Genomic DNA, 15,284 nt, shown 5'->3' on the forward strand with positions numbered 1-15,284 from the left:
TGTTGTTATTCGGATGCTTTTTTTGTTAATAATGACTCAAACTTATCCGCAGCAGCTTGATCAGCTGATCGAAGAGCATGACCGTAAATGTTCATTGTTGTTGTAATGCTTCCGTGGCCAAGGCGTTCAGATATGATCTTCGCGTGAACTCCCTGATTAATCAAAATTGTAGCTGAGGTGTGCCGCAGGTCATGAAACCGGATATATCTGAATCCATTTTTCATAATGAACTGTCTAAACCAAAGATAGGGCCGCTCATGATGGAAAGGTTGCCCACCGGGATGGGAGAAGATGAAGAACCATTCACCACCTCGCCATTTGTCACCCATTTCTTTACGCTCATTTAAGCGATAAGCGTAATACTGTTTCAATTCTTCGAGCATTGAATTTGGTAAAGCAACTTTTCGAATGGAGTTTTTTGTCTTCGGCTGCTTAACAATAATGTCTCCCTTTAAGGCGTGTATCATGCTTTGTGAGACTTCAATTACTCCATTGTCCCAGTCGATATGCTTCCATTCAAGTCCAAGCAACTCGCTTCGACGTAGACAGGTTGTAAGTGCCAAAGTAATCATGACTCTCCAGTGATATGGCCTTTCTCAAGGGCTTCATGGAGATGGTGGTGAATGGGGGATCAACTCGAAAAGTTGCCCAAATCACGGAAGAACTGTGTGGAACCGAGTTCTCTAAGTCTACTCCAAGGGGCCTGATCTTGAGACGGCACGGTTGTTGTTGCAACAAACGGTGGAAACGTACGAGTCCAAAGCTACAAAGGCGATATCCGTTTTGGAGAATGGTTTTGATGATGCCACAGCCGTTCTTCAACTCCCTGAAAAGTACCGAAAACGACTTCGGACAACGAATGGCATGGAGCGACTCAACGAAGAAATTCGCCGACGAGAACGTGTCATTCGCATTTTTCCTAACCGTGAATCTGTTATTCCCTAATCGGAGCTTTACTTATGGAGATAGACGAAAAATGGGCAAGCGGCAAAAAATATCTCGATATGGGAGAGTACTTGGAATGGCGAGAAACTCAGGCAACAAAAGTGGTGTCTAAAGTGACTCGGATTGGCTAATTTATTTCTCTAACCGAAGGGAATTTACACACAAATATGGGCTTGATCCATTTGCTTGACCACCTTATCGTTATAGATAACAGCCGCGCCGAAGGTGAAATTGCTCTTGTTATAAGGTGTAGTTCGATCATACATCGAGCGGATTCGCTACTACTCTGGATTGAAAAAATTGTGCAGCAATATTTAACATGAGAAGAACAGCCAAGGATTCTGGGTGTTCTTCTTTTTCATTAGTATGGAATACGAACATATACTCGCTGACAGACATGTGTCAACAATGTTATGTAAAATGGTAAATGAGCTGAAGTAATTATGGGCAGGAATAAGCCTTGGGGTTGTCGAAATAGTTCTTGAGATTCATTTTTTGGTATCAAATGAATGGATGACCGGAGTGAATTATGTCTAATATACAAGAATTGATTGCCTTGGCAGTCGAGGCTTCTAGAAGCAAGAGAAATAAAATGTTATTTGTTGTGGTGAGTCGGAATTCGCAAGAAGAATTGCAAGGTGCCATTGAACGGATGGAAATTCCTACACTTAACGTAGGCCTGCTTTTGTCTGAGCAGTTACGAGTACTCCCACCTGAAAGACGTCCTTTTGAAGTAGGAAGGATACTTAGGTCTCTTATTGTACGAGAGAATAAGGACGTAATCTTCCTTGACCATATTGAGTATTTATTTGATACCGAATTGAAGCAGAACCCTGTTCGGTTGTTCGAAAATTTGAGCGGGAACAAGACGCTCGTAATCCACTGGCCAGGCACATTGGAGAACGGCGCTTTAATATACGCAACACCCGAACATCCTGAATATTATCAAAGTGATAACTCGTATTCCAGTTATATTATCGAAATCTAATAGTGAAGGGGCTTTTTTAAGTATGAAATATCGCGAACTTGTTCAGTTTGAACCCATTCGCTCCATTATCGAATTAAGAACCGCTGATGATAGCATTATTGATAATTATGTCATTTCTAATCGGATGGCTGAAGTGTTAAATGATATCATCATCGAACAATTGCAATTTGAACGTCCTATTGACCATAAAGGGATCATGGTTGTCGGAAATTATGGAACAGGTAAATCGCATTTGATGAGTGTTATAGCTGCTTTGGCTGAACATTCGGGTACGAGTGCACGATTGAATAACCAGACAGTTGCAGCCAAAGCTAAAGAAATCGAAGGAAAGTTTAAAGTACTTCGAATCGAGTTCGACGGTATTGATATGCCGTTTCGCGAAGTGCTGTTTCGGGAGATGACGGAATACTTACAAAGCATTGGTGTTAACTATGAAATGCCAGAGCTTTCTCAAGTTGTCAGCAATAAAGATGAGCTCGTCAAATTGATGTCCGCATTTCACGAGACGTATCCAGATCATGGACTTCTTCTCATAATAGACGAATTGTTGGATTATTTGCGCAGCCGGAAAGAACAGGAACTGATGCTGGACCTTAACTTCCTGCGGGCCATGGGCGAGATTACACAGTCGACAAGGTTCCGCTTTATGACCGGAGTGCAGGAAATGCTGTTTGATAATCCGCGATTTGCCTTTGTAGCTGAGCAATTAAGAAGAGTTAAGGAACGTACGGTTCAGGCTATTATTGCTCGTGAAGATATTGAATTTGTCGTTTCGCAGCGGCTTCTTAAGAAGAACGATACCCAAAAAGCTTATATCCGCGAGCATTTGCAAAAGTTCGCACCATTATATGATAAGTTAGGGGAGCAACTTGAAAAGTATGTTGAACTATTCCCGATTCATCCTGCCTATTTGACTGCGTTTCAGAAAGTCAAAATTGCGGAGAAACGTGTTGCTCTAACAACGATTAGCGATGAGATTGAAAAACTTCTCGATCAAGATGTTCCGACAGACAGCCCCGGGATTGTTTCTTTCGATAGCTATTGGACATATATCCAATCCGATAGCACATTGCGTTCGGATCCGGATGTTCGGGAAGTCATGGAGAAAGCAGATGTCCTGCTGGACAGGGTCGAATATGCATTCCAAAAACCGTCATACAAACCGATGGCCAAACGAATCGTTCAGGCTCTATCTGTCTTCCGACTTACAACGGATGATCTAAGAGTTCGAATTGGCATGACACCCTCGGAAATGCGGGATCAGTTGTTCTTGTTCGATAAAAACTGTGATATGGACGTAGAGTTTCTTGATGCTACCGTTGAGTCAACACTGAAAGAGATATTGAAGTCTGTTAGCTATCAATTTATTTCCACGAATCAAGAAAATGGACAGTACTATCTTGACCTAGACAAGGACGTTCCCGTAGACGATCACATTGCAAGTAAGGCAGAAACACTAAGTGGTGAGCAATTAGATCGTTATTACTTTCAAGTATTAGAACGGGTGCTGGAATGTTCACCTTCTACTTATGTTACGGGTTATCGAATCTGGCAACACGAGCTGGATTGGTATAGTCACAAAGCAACAAGGCCGGGTTATCTTTTCTTCGGAGCGCCTAATGAACGTTCCACGGCTCAGCCGGAGCGGGATTTCTATATCTATTTCTTACAAGCTTTCGATGTTCCAAAATTTAAGGATGAGAAGAAGCCGGACGAAGTTTTCTTCGTGCTTGATACGAAGGATCAGACGCTGTTCCATAATTTGAGGCAGTATGCCGGGGCTAAGGAAATGGCGTTAACGGCTTCAACCGCTACGAAGGGGTTATACGAAGAAAAAGCTAACCATTACATTAAGGAATTAACCTCGTGGTTCAAGGTAAATATGCCAACCGCGTTTAAAATGACTTATAGAGGTATTACGAAAAAGTTGGCAGATTGGAGCTTTGCTGCACCCGCGCAAGCGACAGTTCGTGAAATTGTGGACACCGCGGCCGATGAATGCTTAACGGAATGGTTTGAGGAGAAATATCCGGATTACCCTGTATTTCGAACAGACAGGACATGCCTGAAATGGGATGCGTTGAAGACTACTTATATTCCGGAGGCGTTAAGCTCGATCCAATCAGCTACGAAAACTAAAACTGCTAGGGCGATTCTGGAAGGACTTGTATTGCTCGATGGCGATAAATTGAACGTTCAAAAATCCGGATATGCGAATTGGATTATGCAGCTTGTGAACTCCAAAGGTCATAATCAAGTTGTTAATGCTTCTGAGCTGCTGCATACGGAACGAATCGCCGGCGGGATGGAAGTAAAGAGAACGGTACAGTTTAAATTAGAGCCGGAACTGCTGGCGGTATTGTTGGTTGCGCTTGTATATAGCGGAGATATCGTCATCACAATCAACGGCACGACTTATGATTCAATGAAACTTGATGAATTAATTCGTCTAAAGGCAGACGGCATTATGGAGTTTTCTCACATTAAGAAGCCTTCTGATTTGCCGTTAGCAGAATTGCGAGCATTATTTGATCTGTTTGCAATCAGTCATGGACTTCTCCAACCCCAATCCCAAACAACTGGGGTCGCACAGTTGCAAGTAGAAGTGGAAAAGTTGTTAAAAGAGATCGTAAAGTTGGAGCAGGATATTAAATCCGGGATTCCGACATGGGATTTCCCGTTGCTTTCTGAGACGGAAATTAGAGAGAATCAGCAAAAACTGCGAAAGCTAAACGAATTTTTGCAAAGCTTGACTGTATATAATACACCGGCCAGGTTGAAAAACTTCAAATATACTATTGCTGATATTGAGTTAATGCAGGAACATATACAACTGGCTAAACAGTTAAGAGCATTAGAGCAAAAGGCGATCGATGTAACGCAAAAGGCGCGGTATATCGTAAATGCGCTCAATCACGTACAAGTGAAGCATGAATGGCACGCGAAAGCCGAAGGAGCATTAGAAGACGTTCTTCATGCTTTGAAAGCGGGAGGAGATTGCCAGAAAGAAATTCAAAGCTTACAGAAGTTGAAGGAACAATATATCGATCTATATTACGCGATGCATAGCAGCGCCAGGCTCGGTATTAACGATCAGAACAAAAGGGATCAACTATTACAAGATGGCAGATATGCAACGTTACGTCAATTGGCGAGTATTTCCATCTTGCCTTCAAGACAACTGGAGGAATGGAAATCCAAGTTGGACCAGCTAAAGTTCTGCTGGAATTTGAAGAAAGATGACTTGGAACATGCGGTCATTTGTCCTCATTGCCGATATCGCCCGAAGGATGAGCCTTACATTCAACAAGTTAGTATTGCTAAGCTGAATGATGAACTTGATGAATTAGTAACATCCTGGACGGGGACTGTAGTTAATACACTGAATGATGCAGAGATAAAAGAAAGTATTTCGTTACTTAATGCTGAGCAAAAACAATTAATCGAACAATTCGTCCAAGACGGAAAATTCTCTTCCCCTGTAGACTTAAAACTAGTCCAAACATTGAAGGACTTGTTCGAGGGGATACGTAAAGTGGAGCTATCGGTAGATCAATTGGTCCAGATGGCTGGGAATGGCCACCCATTGACAGTGGATGAGTTGAGAAGCAGGTTTGAAGAACTAGTCCGGAATCATATTGGTACGGGCCATGGCAACAGAGTTCGAATTTTACTGCGGAAAGGTGAAATAGAGAATGGCTGATAAGGTTGAACAGCTTGAAATGCTCTATGAAAATCAAACAGCCCAAACAGGTCCGGTGACCTGTTTGGGTATGACTTTTGAAAACGACGAAGCCCGCCGCGCTTACTTTACGGAAGAATTGAGAAAGAAGCTGCCGGAGCTCAGAAAGATCGAAGGATTTCCCATCGGTGAAGATGAGGATATACTCGCTCTGTCTGATCCGCCATATTATACGGCGTGTCCTAATCCGTTTTTCAATGAAATAATTAAAGAATGGAAATCTTACTCTTTTATTGAAAACAACAATTATAATAGAGAACCATTTGCTAGTGATGTTACAGAAGGAAAAACTGATCCTATTTATAATGCGCATAGTTACCATACTAAAGTTCCTCATAAGGCAATCATGAGATATATTCTCCACTATACTAACCCCGGGGATATTGTATTTGATGGTTTCTGTGGGACTGGTATGACAGGAGTAGCAGCACACTTGTGTGGTAATAAACTTGAGGTCGAGTCTTTGGGATACAAGGTCCAAAATGATGGAACTATACTTGATGAAGAGGGAGTCCCGTTTTCAAAATTAGGCGAGAGAAAAGCAATTCTTAATGATTTGTCTCCTGCCGCGACATTTATAGCAAACAATTTTAACTCTCCGTTAGACGTTTCAAAATTTAAGACAGAGGCATATAGGATTTTAAAAGAAATAAAAAACGAATGTGAGTGGATGTATAGAACTAACCATAATGGACAAAAAAATGAAAATACCGCATCTAGTTTCGGGAAAATTAATTTTACAATCTGGAGTGATGTAGTAATATGCTCGCATTGTCTGAATGAGTTAATTTTATGGGATTGTGCTGTAAACCTGGAAGAAAGTAAGGTGTACGATGAATTTTATTGTTCACATTGTGGAGCATTCTTGAAAAAAAATCAATTGGAAAAAGCATGGTTAAATAAATATGATCATGACCTTGGGGAATATGTAAGGATTTCTAAGAAAGTCCCGGTATTCATTAATTATACTTATAACAATAAAAGATATGAAAAGAAGCCTGATGAATATGATTTTGCTGTGATTGAAAAGATTAATGATTCCACTATTCCCTATTGGTATCCAACTAATAGAATGCCTGTGGGCTCTGAAGCTAGAAGGAACGATAAGATAGGTATTACTCATGTTCACCAATTTTACACCAAAAGAAATTTGTGGTTATTAGCAAGTTTATGGGATAAGACTAAACATAATAAACTTTTGAGATTCGCGCTTACTTCTATTCTTATTAAAACGGCGAGTCTTCTCCATAATATCGGAATTAAAAAGGGGAAAATTAATTTAGCAGGGGCATTGCCTAACTCCCTATATATACCTAGTAATCTCGCCGAAAGAAATATTATCGATTTAATTGAAGGGAAAATTGATGATATTGTAAAATCAGGCCTTGAGAAAATTAGGGAACAAAATCTGGTTTATACAATGTCTTTTGGTTTGCCCGGGGATAAAGATGAGTATACAGAAAACCTAGTAGATTATATATTTGTTGACCCACCATTTGGTTCTAATTTAATGTACTCTGAATTGAATTTTATATGGGAATCTTGGCACAAAGTATTTACTAATAATGAACCTGAAGCAATCGAAAATAGAGCACAGGGTAAAGGATTAAGTGAGTACCATAAGTTAATGAGTTCTAATTTTGCTAAAGCATACAGAGCTCTGAAACCAGGCGGATGGATGACAGTAGAGTTTTCAAATACGAAAGCGAGTGTTTGGAATGTAATTCAAACATCGTTACAGGAAGCTGGTTTCATAGTTGCTAATGTGGCTGCCCTCAATAAGGGGCAAGGCACTTATAATTCTCAAACTAATCCAACCTCAGTTGAACAAGATCTGGTTATTTCATGCTATAAACCTAGGGATGAATTTATAAAAGAAATGCAAGAACAACAAGCAAGTAAACAATCGGTGTGGATCTTTATTAAACAACACTTAGAAAAACTTCAAATTTTCAAAGGAAAAAAGGGCGAGGCCGAAGTTATAATTGAAAGGACTCCGAGAGTGCTCTTCGATAGAATGGTTGCATACTATGTCCAATCAGGTTTATCAGTTCCTATTTCTTCGGGAGAATTTCAAACAGAAATAGCACAAAGGTTCCCAATGCGAGATGGTATGGTTTTCCTTGAATCCCAAGTAGCTGAATATGATAAAAGACGAATTCTTGCTAAAGAATTTACTCAGCTAAACCTGTTTGTCTCTGACGAGAACAGCGCTATTGAATGGCTCCGCCAACAATTACTCAAGAAGCCACAAACACGGCAAGATTTGCATCCGAACTTTATGAAAGAAATACAACATATTGCCAAGCATGAAATGTTGCCGGAACTGGATGTTCTTCTTGAGCAGAATTTTCTAATGTATGATGGCGAAGGAGAAGTACCGAGTCAAATTCATACTTATTTAAGTTCGGACTATAAGGATCTTCGCAATTTGCCTAAAAATGATCCGAAGTTGATTGAGAAGGCAAAGAATCGGTGGTATGTACCTGATCCGAACAAACAAGCAGATTTGGAGAAGCTGCGGGAAAAATCATTGTTGAGAGAGTTCAATCAGTATGTTGAAGAACTATCTAACAATAAGAAAAAATTAAAGCAGTTCCGCACGGAAGCGATTCGTGTAGGCTTTTATAAAGCGTGGACCGAGAAAAACTATCAAATTATTGTCGATATTGGAAATCGTCTGCCTGAATCGATACTGCAAGAAGACGAGAAGCTCCTGAGATATTATGACAATGCGCAGACGAAGCTTGGGCTATAAGGAAGTGAACGGATTGAACGGTTGGCGTCAAAAGGTGCTTGAATGTTTTCAAGCACCTTTCCCCCATCTTACGATCGTTAGCGATCCTGACCAATTGCTTGAAGATGAGAGCATCCTTTCTGCAATTACAGGGCAAGGGTTAGAAATCATGAAGCTTGAGGATCGAGCGTCTTTTCGTTATGAAGTCGAAAGTCGATTCAAGCAACAAGATCAAAAAGTCAATTATGTTGTGATTTGCCAATTGGAAGACTTGAGGGAGATTCCATTTGATCTTTGGAACCATGCACAAAAGGTTGAGTTGCGAAAGAGCAGTTTGTTTCCGGGTCTTTCCGCTCATGTTGTTCGCGAGCTGGATACAAAATCATTGGATATGTTATCCAGTGTAACCATGGATGGGACGGATTTAAGCGAGAAAGCAACGATTGATTTTATTTTAAGAAAAGTATATAGACTTCCTTATGATTCCGTTTATTCTCTAGCGGATTCTTTGTTGCTTGCCATGCGATATCACCGTCTGCAGTGTGAAGTTCCAGATATGATCAAACATTATTTGATTGATTATCTGAAACACCGAATCACCGATGCTCCTGTTCAAGACTGGATAGACTCTTATCAGGTGTTTCTTCAATATTTGCGGCAAGAATGGTGTCAATTCGTTAATGGTCATTTTCCTGCCCCCCATCCCTTCTGGGATTCTGAACTGCGTTCTGTATTAAGCTTGCTATTTATCGAAGGTGAAATGTCCCCAGTATCAATAAAGCAAGAATCTTTCCCGAAAGAGTTCTTCTGGGGTATATCCTACGATGGTCAACGTCAGAGAATGGAAATGCTGAAAGAAATAAACCAGCAGATAGAGACATTACTTTCTTCTTCCCCCAATCGCAGTACTTGGATACAGATCGCTCGTCTTTTTGGAAAGGGCAAAAGCATCTCATTAGAATTGCAGCTAGAGGATGAAGACAGCAACCTATTAGTAGACATGGAGGAAAGAGTTGAGGCAGGTTTTGAACAGTGGTTATCGGATCACTATGGATCATTGGCTACGTTAACGGATCGAAATGCTCCGGTAATGGTGCATAAAACGGTTGAGGTGCTCAGGCTGAAGGGACAAGAGAAGGTTGCGCTTATTGTCTGTGATGGGCTGAGTTTTGTTCAATGGGCTCAAATGGAGCGGGAATTAGTGAAAGATTTTCAGTGTGAGGTCTATGGTTCATACGCGTGGATTCCTACCCTAACTTCTGTATCCAGACAGTCTATTTTCTCTGGCGAAATTCCGCGATTCTTCTACGATTCAATTAACACAACCTCCAAAGAGGAAAAAGCCTGGAAGACAGTCTGGGAAAGAAATGGCGTTCCCTCAGTTTATGTTACTTACGAACGTGGTTTAGGACAAGGAGAGTATGATCGATCCAATATTGCAGCATTGGCCAAATCGAACACCAAAGTTGCGGGTCTTGTTATCGATACGATCGATCAACTTACTCACCATACCATACAAGGCCAGTTAGGCATGTACGCTGCAATTGACGTTTGGTTGAAACAAAAATATTTGCAATCACTTCTCCAGGACTTGTTGAACGCGGGTTTCGATGTTTATCTTACCTCCGATCATGGAAACAAAGAAAGTAAAGGGGTAGGGCGAACAAATGATGGGACACTTCCTGAAACCCGTGGGGAGCGTGTAAGGGTATATCGCGATGTTGTCCTAAGGGATCAGGCCGCAGTACAATATTCAAGTAAACGATGGTCAGGTACGGGATTGCCGGATGACTATTACGTCTTAATCGCTCAATCTGGGGAAGCCTTCGTGCGCGAAGGAGAGATTGTGGTTAGTCATGGCGGTGCAAGCATAGAAGAGGTTATTGTCCCTTTTGTCCACATTCAAAAAAGATAATGTAGGTGTACGATGAAAAAAGCAGTCGGTTTCGATCAAAAAATTCAACTTCATCAGCTTGATTTTATTGCTAATGAAATCCCTAGAATGTCATCAAGGGATGCATTGTACCAGTTGGTTGATGAACGGCTCATGGCCGATATTGGTGGTGCAAAATCGCGTGCTAATGCCCGTACGATTTTGTTTAAAATTTGGTTCTTAGTTTCAGACGAGCATATCGAGCTTCGAGACAGGGCGTTGGAGATGTTTCAATGTGCAACGCGGGAAGAAAAGCTTGTGCTTCATTGGGGTATGTGTCTACTAGCGTACCCTTTCTTCAAGGATACAGTTGAGCAACTAGGCTACTTGTTTTCTTTACAGGATGAGCTGACAAGCGAACAGATCGGTCGTAAGGTTAAAGGGTTATATGGTGAACGGCGTCGGGTTGAAGTATCTGTGAATGCTGTCCTTAGTTCTCTTCGTTCTTGGGGAGTGCTTGATATGGCAAGGCGCAACACTTATACCATAGCAGCGAAAACAAATATTTCCTCGTCGGAATTAAAAAAATGGCTTGTACAAGTCATGCTTATCGTTACAGGTAAGACGGTCATTGAACTGGGGCATCTATCTGGAGAACCTTGCATTTTCCCATTCGAACTAAGTGTGCTGGAATCTGAGCTCTCGGGCAATCATTTAGAAATTACACGTCAAGGCATTGGCCGGTTATTGGTCGGACTCAAATAAACTCTGCACGCGTGCGCCGCGGCAGAGTCTTTTTACAAAGTGGGTGATCATCATGCTAGTCAAAGGCGATATTGTGCGCGCTCCACAATTTCCGGAAACGGTGGAGATTAACAGCGTTGAAATTGTTGATGAGTATTTTATTCATCTTTCGGCGGTTGGCCGGGAATCGAATCAATTTTACGAATTGATGATCGAACAAAGCGATATTGATAACTTCCAGAAGCTTAATGGATTAGCAGCATCTGAAACTGTAAATGCGCAAGAGCTTCAACAATACCTTCAGTACTTTGTTTTCTCCATGGATTCAAAGTATTCCTCTAAGAGAGCGTTGGGGAATAACAAGTTAATCCCGCTCCCTCATCAAATTGAAGCCGTATATAGTCGTATGCTTCAGACTCCTCAAGTCCGATTTTTACTTGCGGATGATCCGGGGGCAGGTAAAACGATCATGTCCGGCATGCTCATCAAAGAGATGATGGCTCGCGATCGAATCCAAAGGGTTCTCATACTAGTGCCTCCTCTTGTTTTAAAACAGTGGCAGGAGGAACTCAGTGAGAAATTTGGGGAGCAGTTTTATATCATTAATCGCTCTACTATTAAACAATATGGGTCCGAAAATCCATTTCTTAAACATGACTTATGCCTGTCTTCAGTATATTGGGCGGCGCGTGAAGAAGTGAAAAGCATGCTTAGCGAGGTCGATTTTGACCTTGTTATCGTGGATGAAGCGCATAAAATGGCCGCATATACACACGGAACGGTTAATAAAAAGACATCAAAAACAAAGCTCTATCAACTTGGTGAATTATTGTTGCGTCGTAGTGAGCATTGTGTTTTACTTACCGCTACTCCGCATAAAGGGGACATGGAGAACTTTCGTCATTTAATGAAACTGGTTGATGGGGATATTTTCTCCAGTCTATCTGTTAATGAGACATTAAAAGAGAAAGCGAATCCATTTATTATTCGAAGATTGAAAGAGAACATTAAGAATTTTGATGGCACGCCGTTATTTCCAAAACGCACGGTGAAAACGATTCAATATGAACTTTCTATGCCAGAGCTCCAACTGTATGAAGATGTAACGAACTATGTTCGATATCATTTTAATCGAGCAATTAACTCAGGAAGCCACAGTACTGCGTTCGCCATGATGCTTCTGCAGCGCCGTCTTAGTTCGTCTATTGCAGCAATCGATTTGTCACTACGACGTCGTAGAAAGCGATTGCAGCATTTATTAGAGCTGACAGTAAAAGAACGTAAAAAATTTATCGATAAAACAAAAACTATAAATATAGACGAGTATTCCGATGAAGCATTGGATTTGCAAGAAAAGATAGAACAACAGCTTGAGCAAGCCGTAGACCAAGTTGATACGGAGGAGCTTCAAATTGAGATTGACCAATTGTCTCGATTAATCAAGCAAACAGCTTACTTGAAGTCTAATGCAATCGAACGAAAATACGATGAATTGGAACGGACTTTATTTGGCCTAAATGGTTTGCTGAACCAAGGGGAGAAACTGCTCATCTTTACGGAGTCTGCCGATACACTGGAGTATTTGGAGAAGAGACTACTAGAGAGACTCCCAAGAGTGGCCAAGATCATTGGTAAATATTCAATGGATGAGCGAAGAAAGCAAGTAGAACTATTCCGTAATGAATGCCAGGTCATGATTGCAACCGATGCCGGCGGCGAGTCAATCAACTTACAATTTTGCAACCAGATGATTAATTACGATATTCCATGGAATCCGAATCGATTAGAGCAACGAATGGGTAGAATCCACCGAATCGGCCAGAAAAACGACGTAGCCGTATTTAACTTAGTGGCGTCAAATACTCGAGAAGGCGATGTCATGATTCGTCTGCTGGATAAGATGGATCGTATGCGCAACGACCTTGGGTCAGATCTTGTATATGATTTTATCGGAGAAATATTTAATGGAGAAGATCACGATCTCCCTTCATTGATGCAGGCTGCAATTTTAGAACGCGAAAATCTGGATGACATTATAGCATCCATGGAACGATCGATTTCGGAAGAACACCAAAGACTTCTAGAGTTTGTTAAACAAGAGCGATTAGCCGAAGATGCATTTGACTTACCGAAAATGAGGCGTGAACAGCATGACATAGCCGTATCGAAATTGTCTCACCGCAGTTATGCTGAATTTGCCGAACAGGTACTGCTTAGGAACAACGTACGAGTGTATCCGTCACAACAGGAGAAAGTAAGGCGTATTGATCGGCTTCCCAAGTATATCAGGGACTTATGCAGAATCCATAACTTACCCTGCAGTCAAATGAATGAGGCAATTCGCTTTACACCGTACTCCGAATACAGTGTTGAAAATGTAATGTTGCTGTCTGACGATCATCCGTTATTTCGACTGTCTATGTTATTAGCTCAGAAGGATCAAAACAAATTGACGGTTCAGCGGTTTATGGTTTCATACCCCATTCAAGAGCCGATGACAGTTGATGTTTATATGGTCAATGTCGTTGATGGAACCGGCAAAGAGCTTGACGGTGAAGTAATCTGCATTGCTAGAAAAGAAGACGGCTCGGTGTTTAGACTCGATAATTATTGGCTATTTCAGCAACAATTTATTGGGGAGCCAATTGTATTGGATGTCATTGACGATAAATCCATGCGTTCCGCGGCGGTTCAGCAAGCAATTGAGATTAGGGATCGTGTAAAGGTTAAGCGTAATCAATATTTAAACCGTGTTCATCAGTATCTTGATCAAACATTCGCGAAGCAAATGCATGAACTGATGGACCGAAGGGCTGAATACGAACGAGATAATCAAGATAATCGTAACAGTGCTTTGATTAATCAATTGGATGCAAATCTTATTGATATCGAATTGCGTAAAGAGACCCGACTAACCCAGGTTGAACGACAGAAAAATATTACAATGAAACCGCCGAAACGAATCATGCAGCTAGAAGTTGTTCCTAGAGGAGTCGCTGAAAGGCTCCTATCAGTAGATTACAAAGAGATTGTAGAACCTTATGAACGTCAACATGGCCGGAGCAACGTGAAAATGTTCGATCCATTGGCGAGAGTCGATTTCTATAGTGAACGATTCAACGGTGAGCCGCGCTTCATTATTTTGACCGACAATAAAGATTTCCTTCCGTCGGAGGAATACCTCGAAGATTTGTCGGATATTGCCGAGCATACATATGTTTATTATGTTCAAGGTGATGTGATTATTAGTGAAGAAAAACTAAATCAACGTGCTATGGTGTGACAATTAGATAGACTTATGATTTGATTGGAATACAAGGTCGATATGTGTAAGTATTTTGAAATTAATTCGATCTCTGTTATTCTAGTAATAAATGCTTATTTACAATTTTGAGGAAATATGGAGGTGTGGGAGTGAGCAAAGCTGTCATTGCCCGGATGCAAGGTGATGAATATCAAGCATTGTATTTCTGGTATAAAGCTTGTGGATTGTTCCATCCTCACTCAAAGATTAAATCAATTTCTTATGAATACGATGTTGCTAAATCATTTGATGATGTGGTAATTGAGTACAATCAACCAATCGCAGACGAGTATGATGGAATGATTGACATGGATTTTTATCAGATAAAATTCCATGTTACAAATAACGGGGAAATGACTTATTCAAGCCTAACAGATCCTTCTTTCATAAATGCAACTTCGGTATCATTTCTGCAGAGACTGAAAGACTCTGTTTTATCTATGACAGGTCAAGGTAAAAGATGCAGATTTTATCTTGTTACTCCTTGGGGAATTTCAGCAAGTGACCAACTTGCAGAGCTCGTGAGTAATGTGGGGGGGAACTTCGGTTAGATAAGTTGATGGACGGAACAACAGACAGAAGTCGAATGGGTAAGGTAAGGAAACTATGGCGTGAGCATCTAGGGGTAAATGATGACCATGAATTGCTCAACATTGTTAGATATCTTCGCATCTTTCCAAACTCGGGGAATATGAGGGTTCTAATTGAAAAGTTAAACTATGGCTTGCTCTCAGGTTATAGTCCCTAGTAGTGGTGTAAAATTACACCGAGCTTCTTGACAAGGGAAGCCACGGTATGATTTCTACTAAAGTGACGCCAATCACCTTTAGAAGGAGGATCAAACCGTGGCTTCTATAGATAGAATGTCACTTTTGGAGCTTTTGCGCAAGTCCGGTTCTGATGGTGATGTAGACTTTCTCAAAGAAGCCTTGAATGTGCTTGTTCATTCCT

At 41.1% G+C, this 15,284-nt stretch carries 7 protein-coding genes and 2 pseudogenes; 8 read left to right on the forward strand and 1 reads right to left on the reverse strand.

The window, feature by feature from the left end:
• Positions 1 to 5: 5 nt before the first annotated feature.
• A pseudogene (locus FE781_RS11280) lies at positions 6 to 575 on the reverse strand (site-specific integrase); the annotation flags it as partial.
• 48 nt (positions 576 to 623) lie between these two features.
• On the opposite strand from FE781_RS11280, the pseudogene FE781_RS11290 reads away from it, so the two are divergent.
• From FE781_RS11290 to FE781_RS11325, 8 genes and pseudogenes are all read left to right on the forward strand, one after another.
• Positions 624 to 1,076: pseudogene (locus tag FE781_RS11290) on the forward strand (transposase); the annotation flags it as partial.
• A 398-nt stretch (positions 1,077 to 1,474) separates the two neighbouring features.
• Positions 1,475 to 1,933, forward strand: a complete 459-nt coding sequence (gene brxF, locus FE781_RS11295; RefSeq protein WP_138789729.1) for a BREX-3 system P-loop-containing protein BrxF — start codon at positions 1,475 to 1,477, stop codon at positions 1,931 to 1,933.
• A 22-nt stretch (positions 1,934 to 1,955) separates the two neighbouring features.
• Positions 1,956 to 5,636, forward strand: a complete 3,681-nt coding sequence (locus tag FE781_RS11300) for a DUF6079 family protein (RefSeq protein WP_138789730.1) — start codon at positions 1,956 to 1,958, stop codon at positions 5,634 to 5,636.
• Positions 5,629 to 8,433: a DNA methyltransferase gene (locus FE781_RS11305; protein ID WP_138789731.1), complete on the forward strand. Its 2,805-nt coding sequence runs from the start codon at positions 5,629 to 5,631 to the stop codon at positions 8,431 to 8,433. Before FE781_RS11300 ends, FE781_RS11305 begins: the two co-directional genes overlap by 8 nt.
• A 13-nt stretch (positions 8,434 to 8,446) precedes the next feature.
• Entirely contained in the window at positions 8,447 to 10,327 is a 1,881-nt protein-coding gene (gene pglZ, locus FE781_RS11310; RefSeq protein ID WP_170209521.1) for a BREX-3 system phosphatase PglZ, read from the forward strand.
• A gap of 12 nt (positions 10,328 to 10,339) precedes the next feature.
• Complete coding sequence (locus FE781_RS11315; RefSeq protein ID WP_138789733.1) at positions 10,340 to 11,050, forward strand: hypothetical protein; 711 nt, start codon at positions 10,340 to 10,342, stop codon at positions 11,048 to 11,050.
• 52 nt (positions 11,051 to 11,102) lie between these two features.
• Positions 11,103 to 14,312 carry a DEAD/DEAH box helicase gene (locus FE781_RS11320; RefSeq protein WP_138789734.1) on the forward strand — a complete coding sequence of 1,070 codons (3,210 nt, stop codon included), beginning with the start codon at positions 11,103 to 11,105 and terminating at the stop codon, positions 14,310 to 14,312.
• Positions 14,313 to 14,443: 131 nt separating this feature from the next.
• Positions 14,444 to 14,884 carry a hypothetical protein gene (locus FE781_RS11325; RefSeq protein WP_138789735.1) on the forward strand — a complete coding sequence of 147 codons (441 nt, stop codon included), beginning with the start codon at positions 14,444 to 14,446 and terminating at the stop codon, positions 14,882 to 14,884.
• The last annotated feature ends 400 nt before the right edge of the window (positions 14,885 to 15,284 follow it).

Source organism: Paenibacillus thermoaerophilus, from assembly GCF_005938195.1.
GTDB lineage: Bacteria > Bacillota > Bacilli > Paenibacillales > Reconciliibacillaceae > Paenibacillus_W > Paenibacillus_W thermoaerophilus.

Excerpts from the sequence above, each read along its gene's own strand:
- brxF (WP_138789729.1), top strand. The coding sequence starts at position 1,475 with ATGTCTAATATACAAGAATTGATTGCCTTGGCAGTCGAGGCTTCTAGA.
- FE781_RS11300 (WP_138789730.1), top strand. The coding sequence starts at position 1,956 with ATGAAATATCGCGAACTTGTTCAGTTTGAACCCATTCGCTCCATTATC.
- FE781_RS11305 (WP_138789731.1), top strand. The coding sequence starts at position 5,629 with ATGGCTGATAAGGTTGAACAGCTTGAAATGCTCTATGAAAATCAAACA.
- FE781_RS11315 (WP_138789733.1), top strand. The coding sequence starts at position 10,340 with ATGAAAAAAGCAGTCGGTTTCGATCAAAAAATTCAACTTCATCAGCTT.
- FE781_RS11320 (WP_138789734.1), top strand. The coding sequence starts at position 11,103 with ATGCTAGTCAAAGGCGATATTGTGCGCGCTCCACAATTTCCGGAAACG.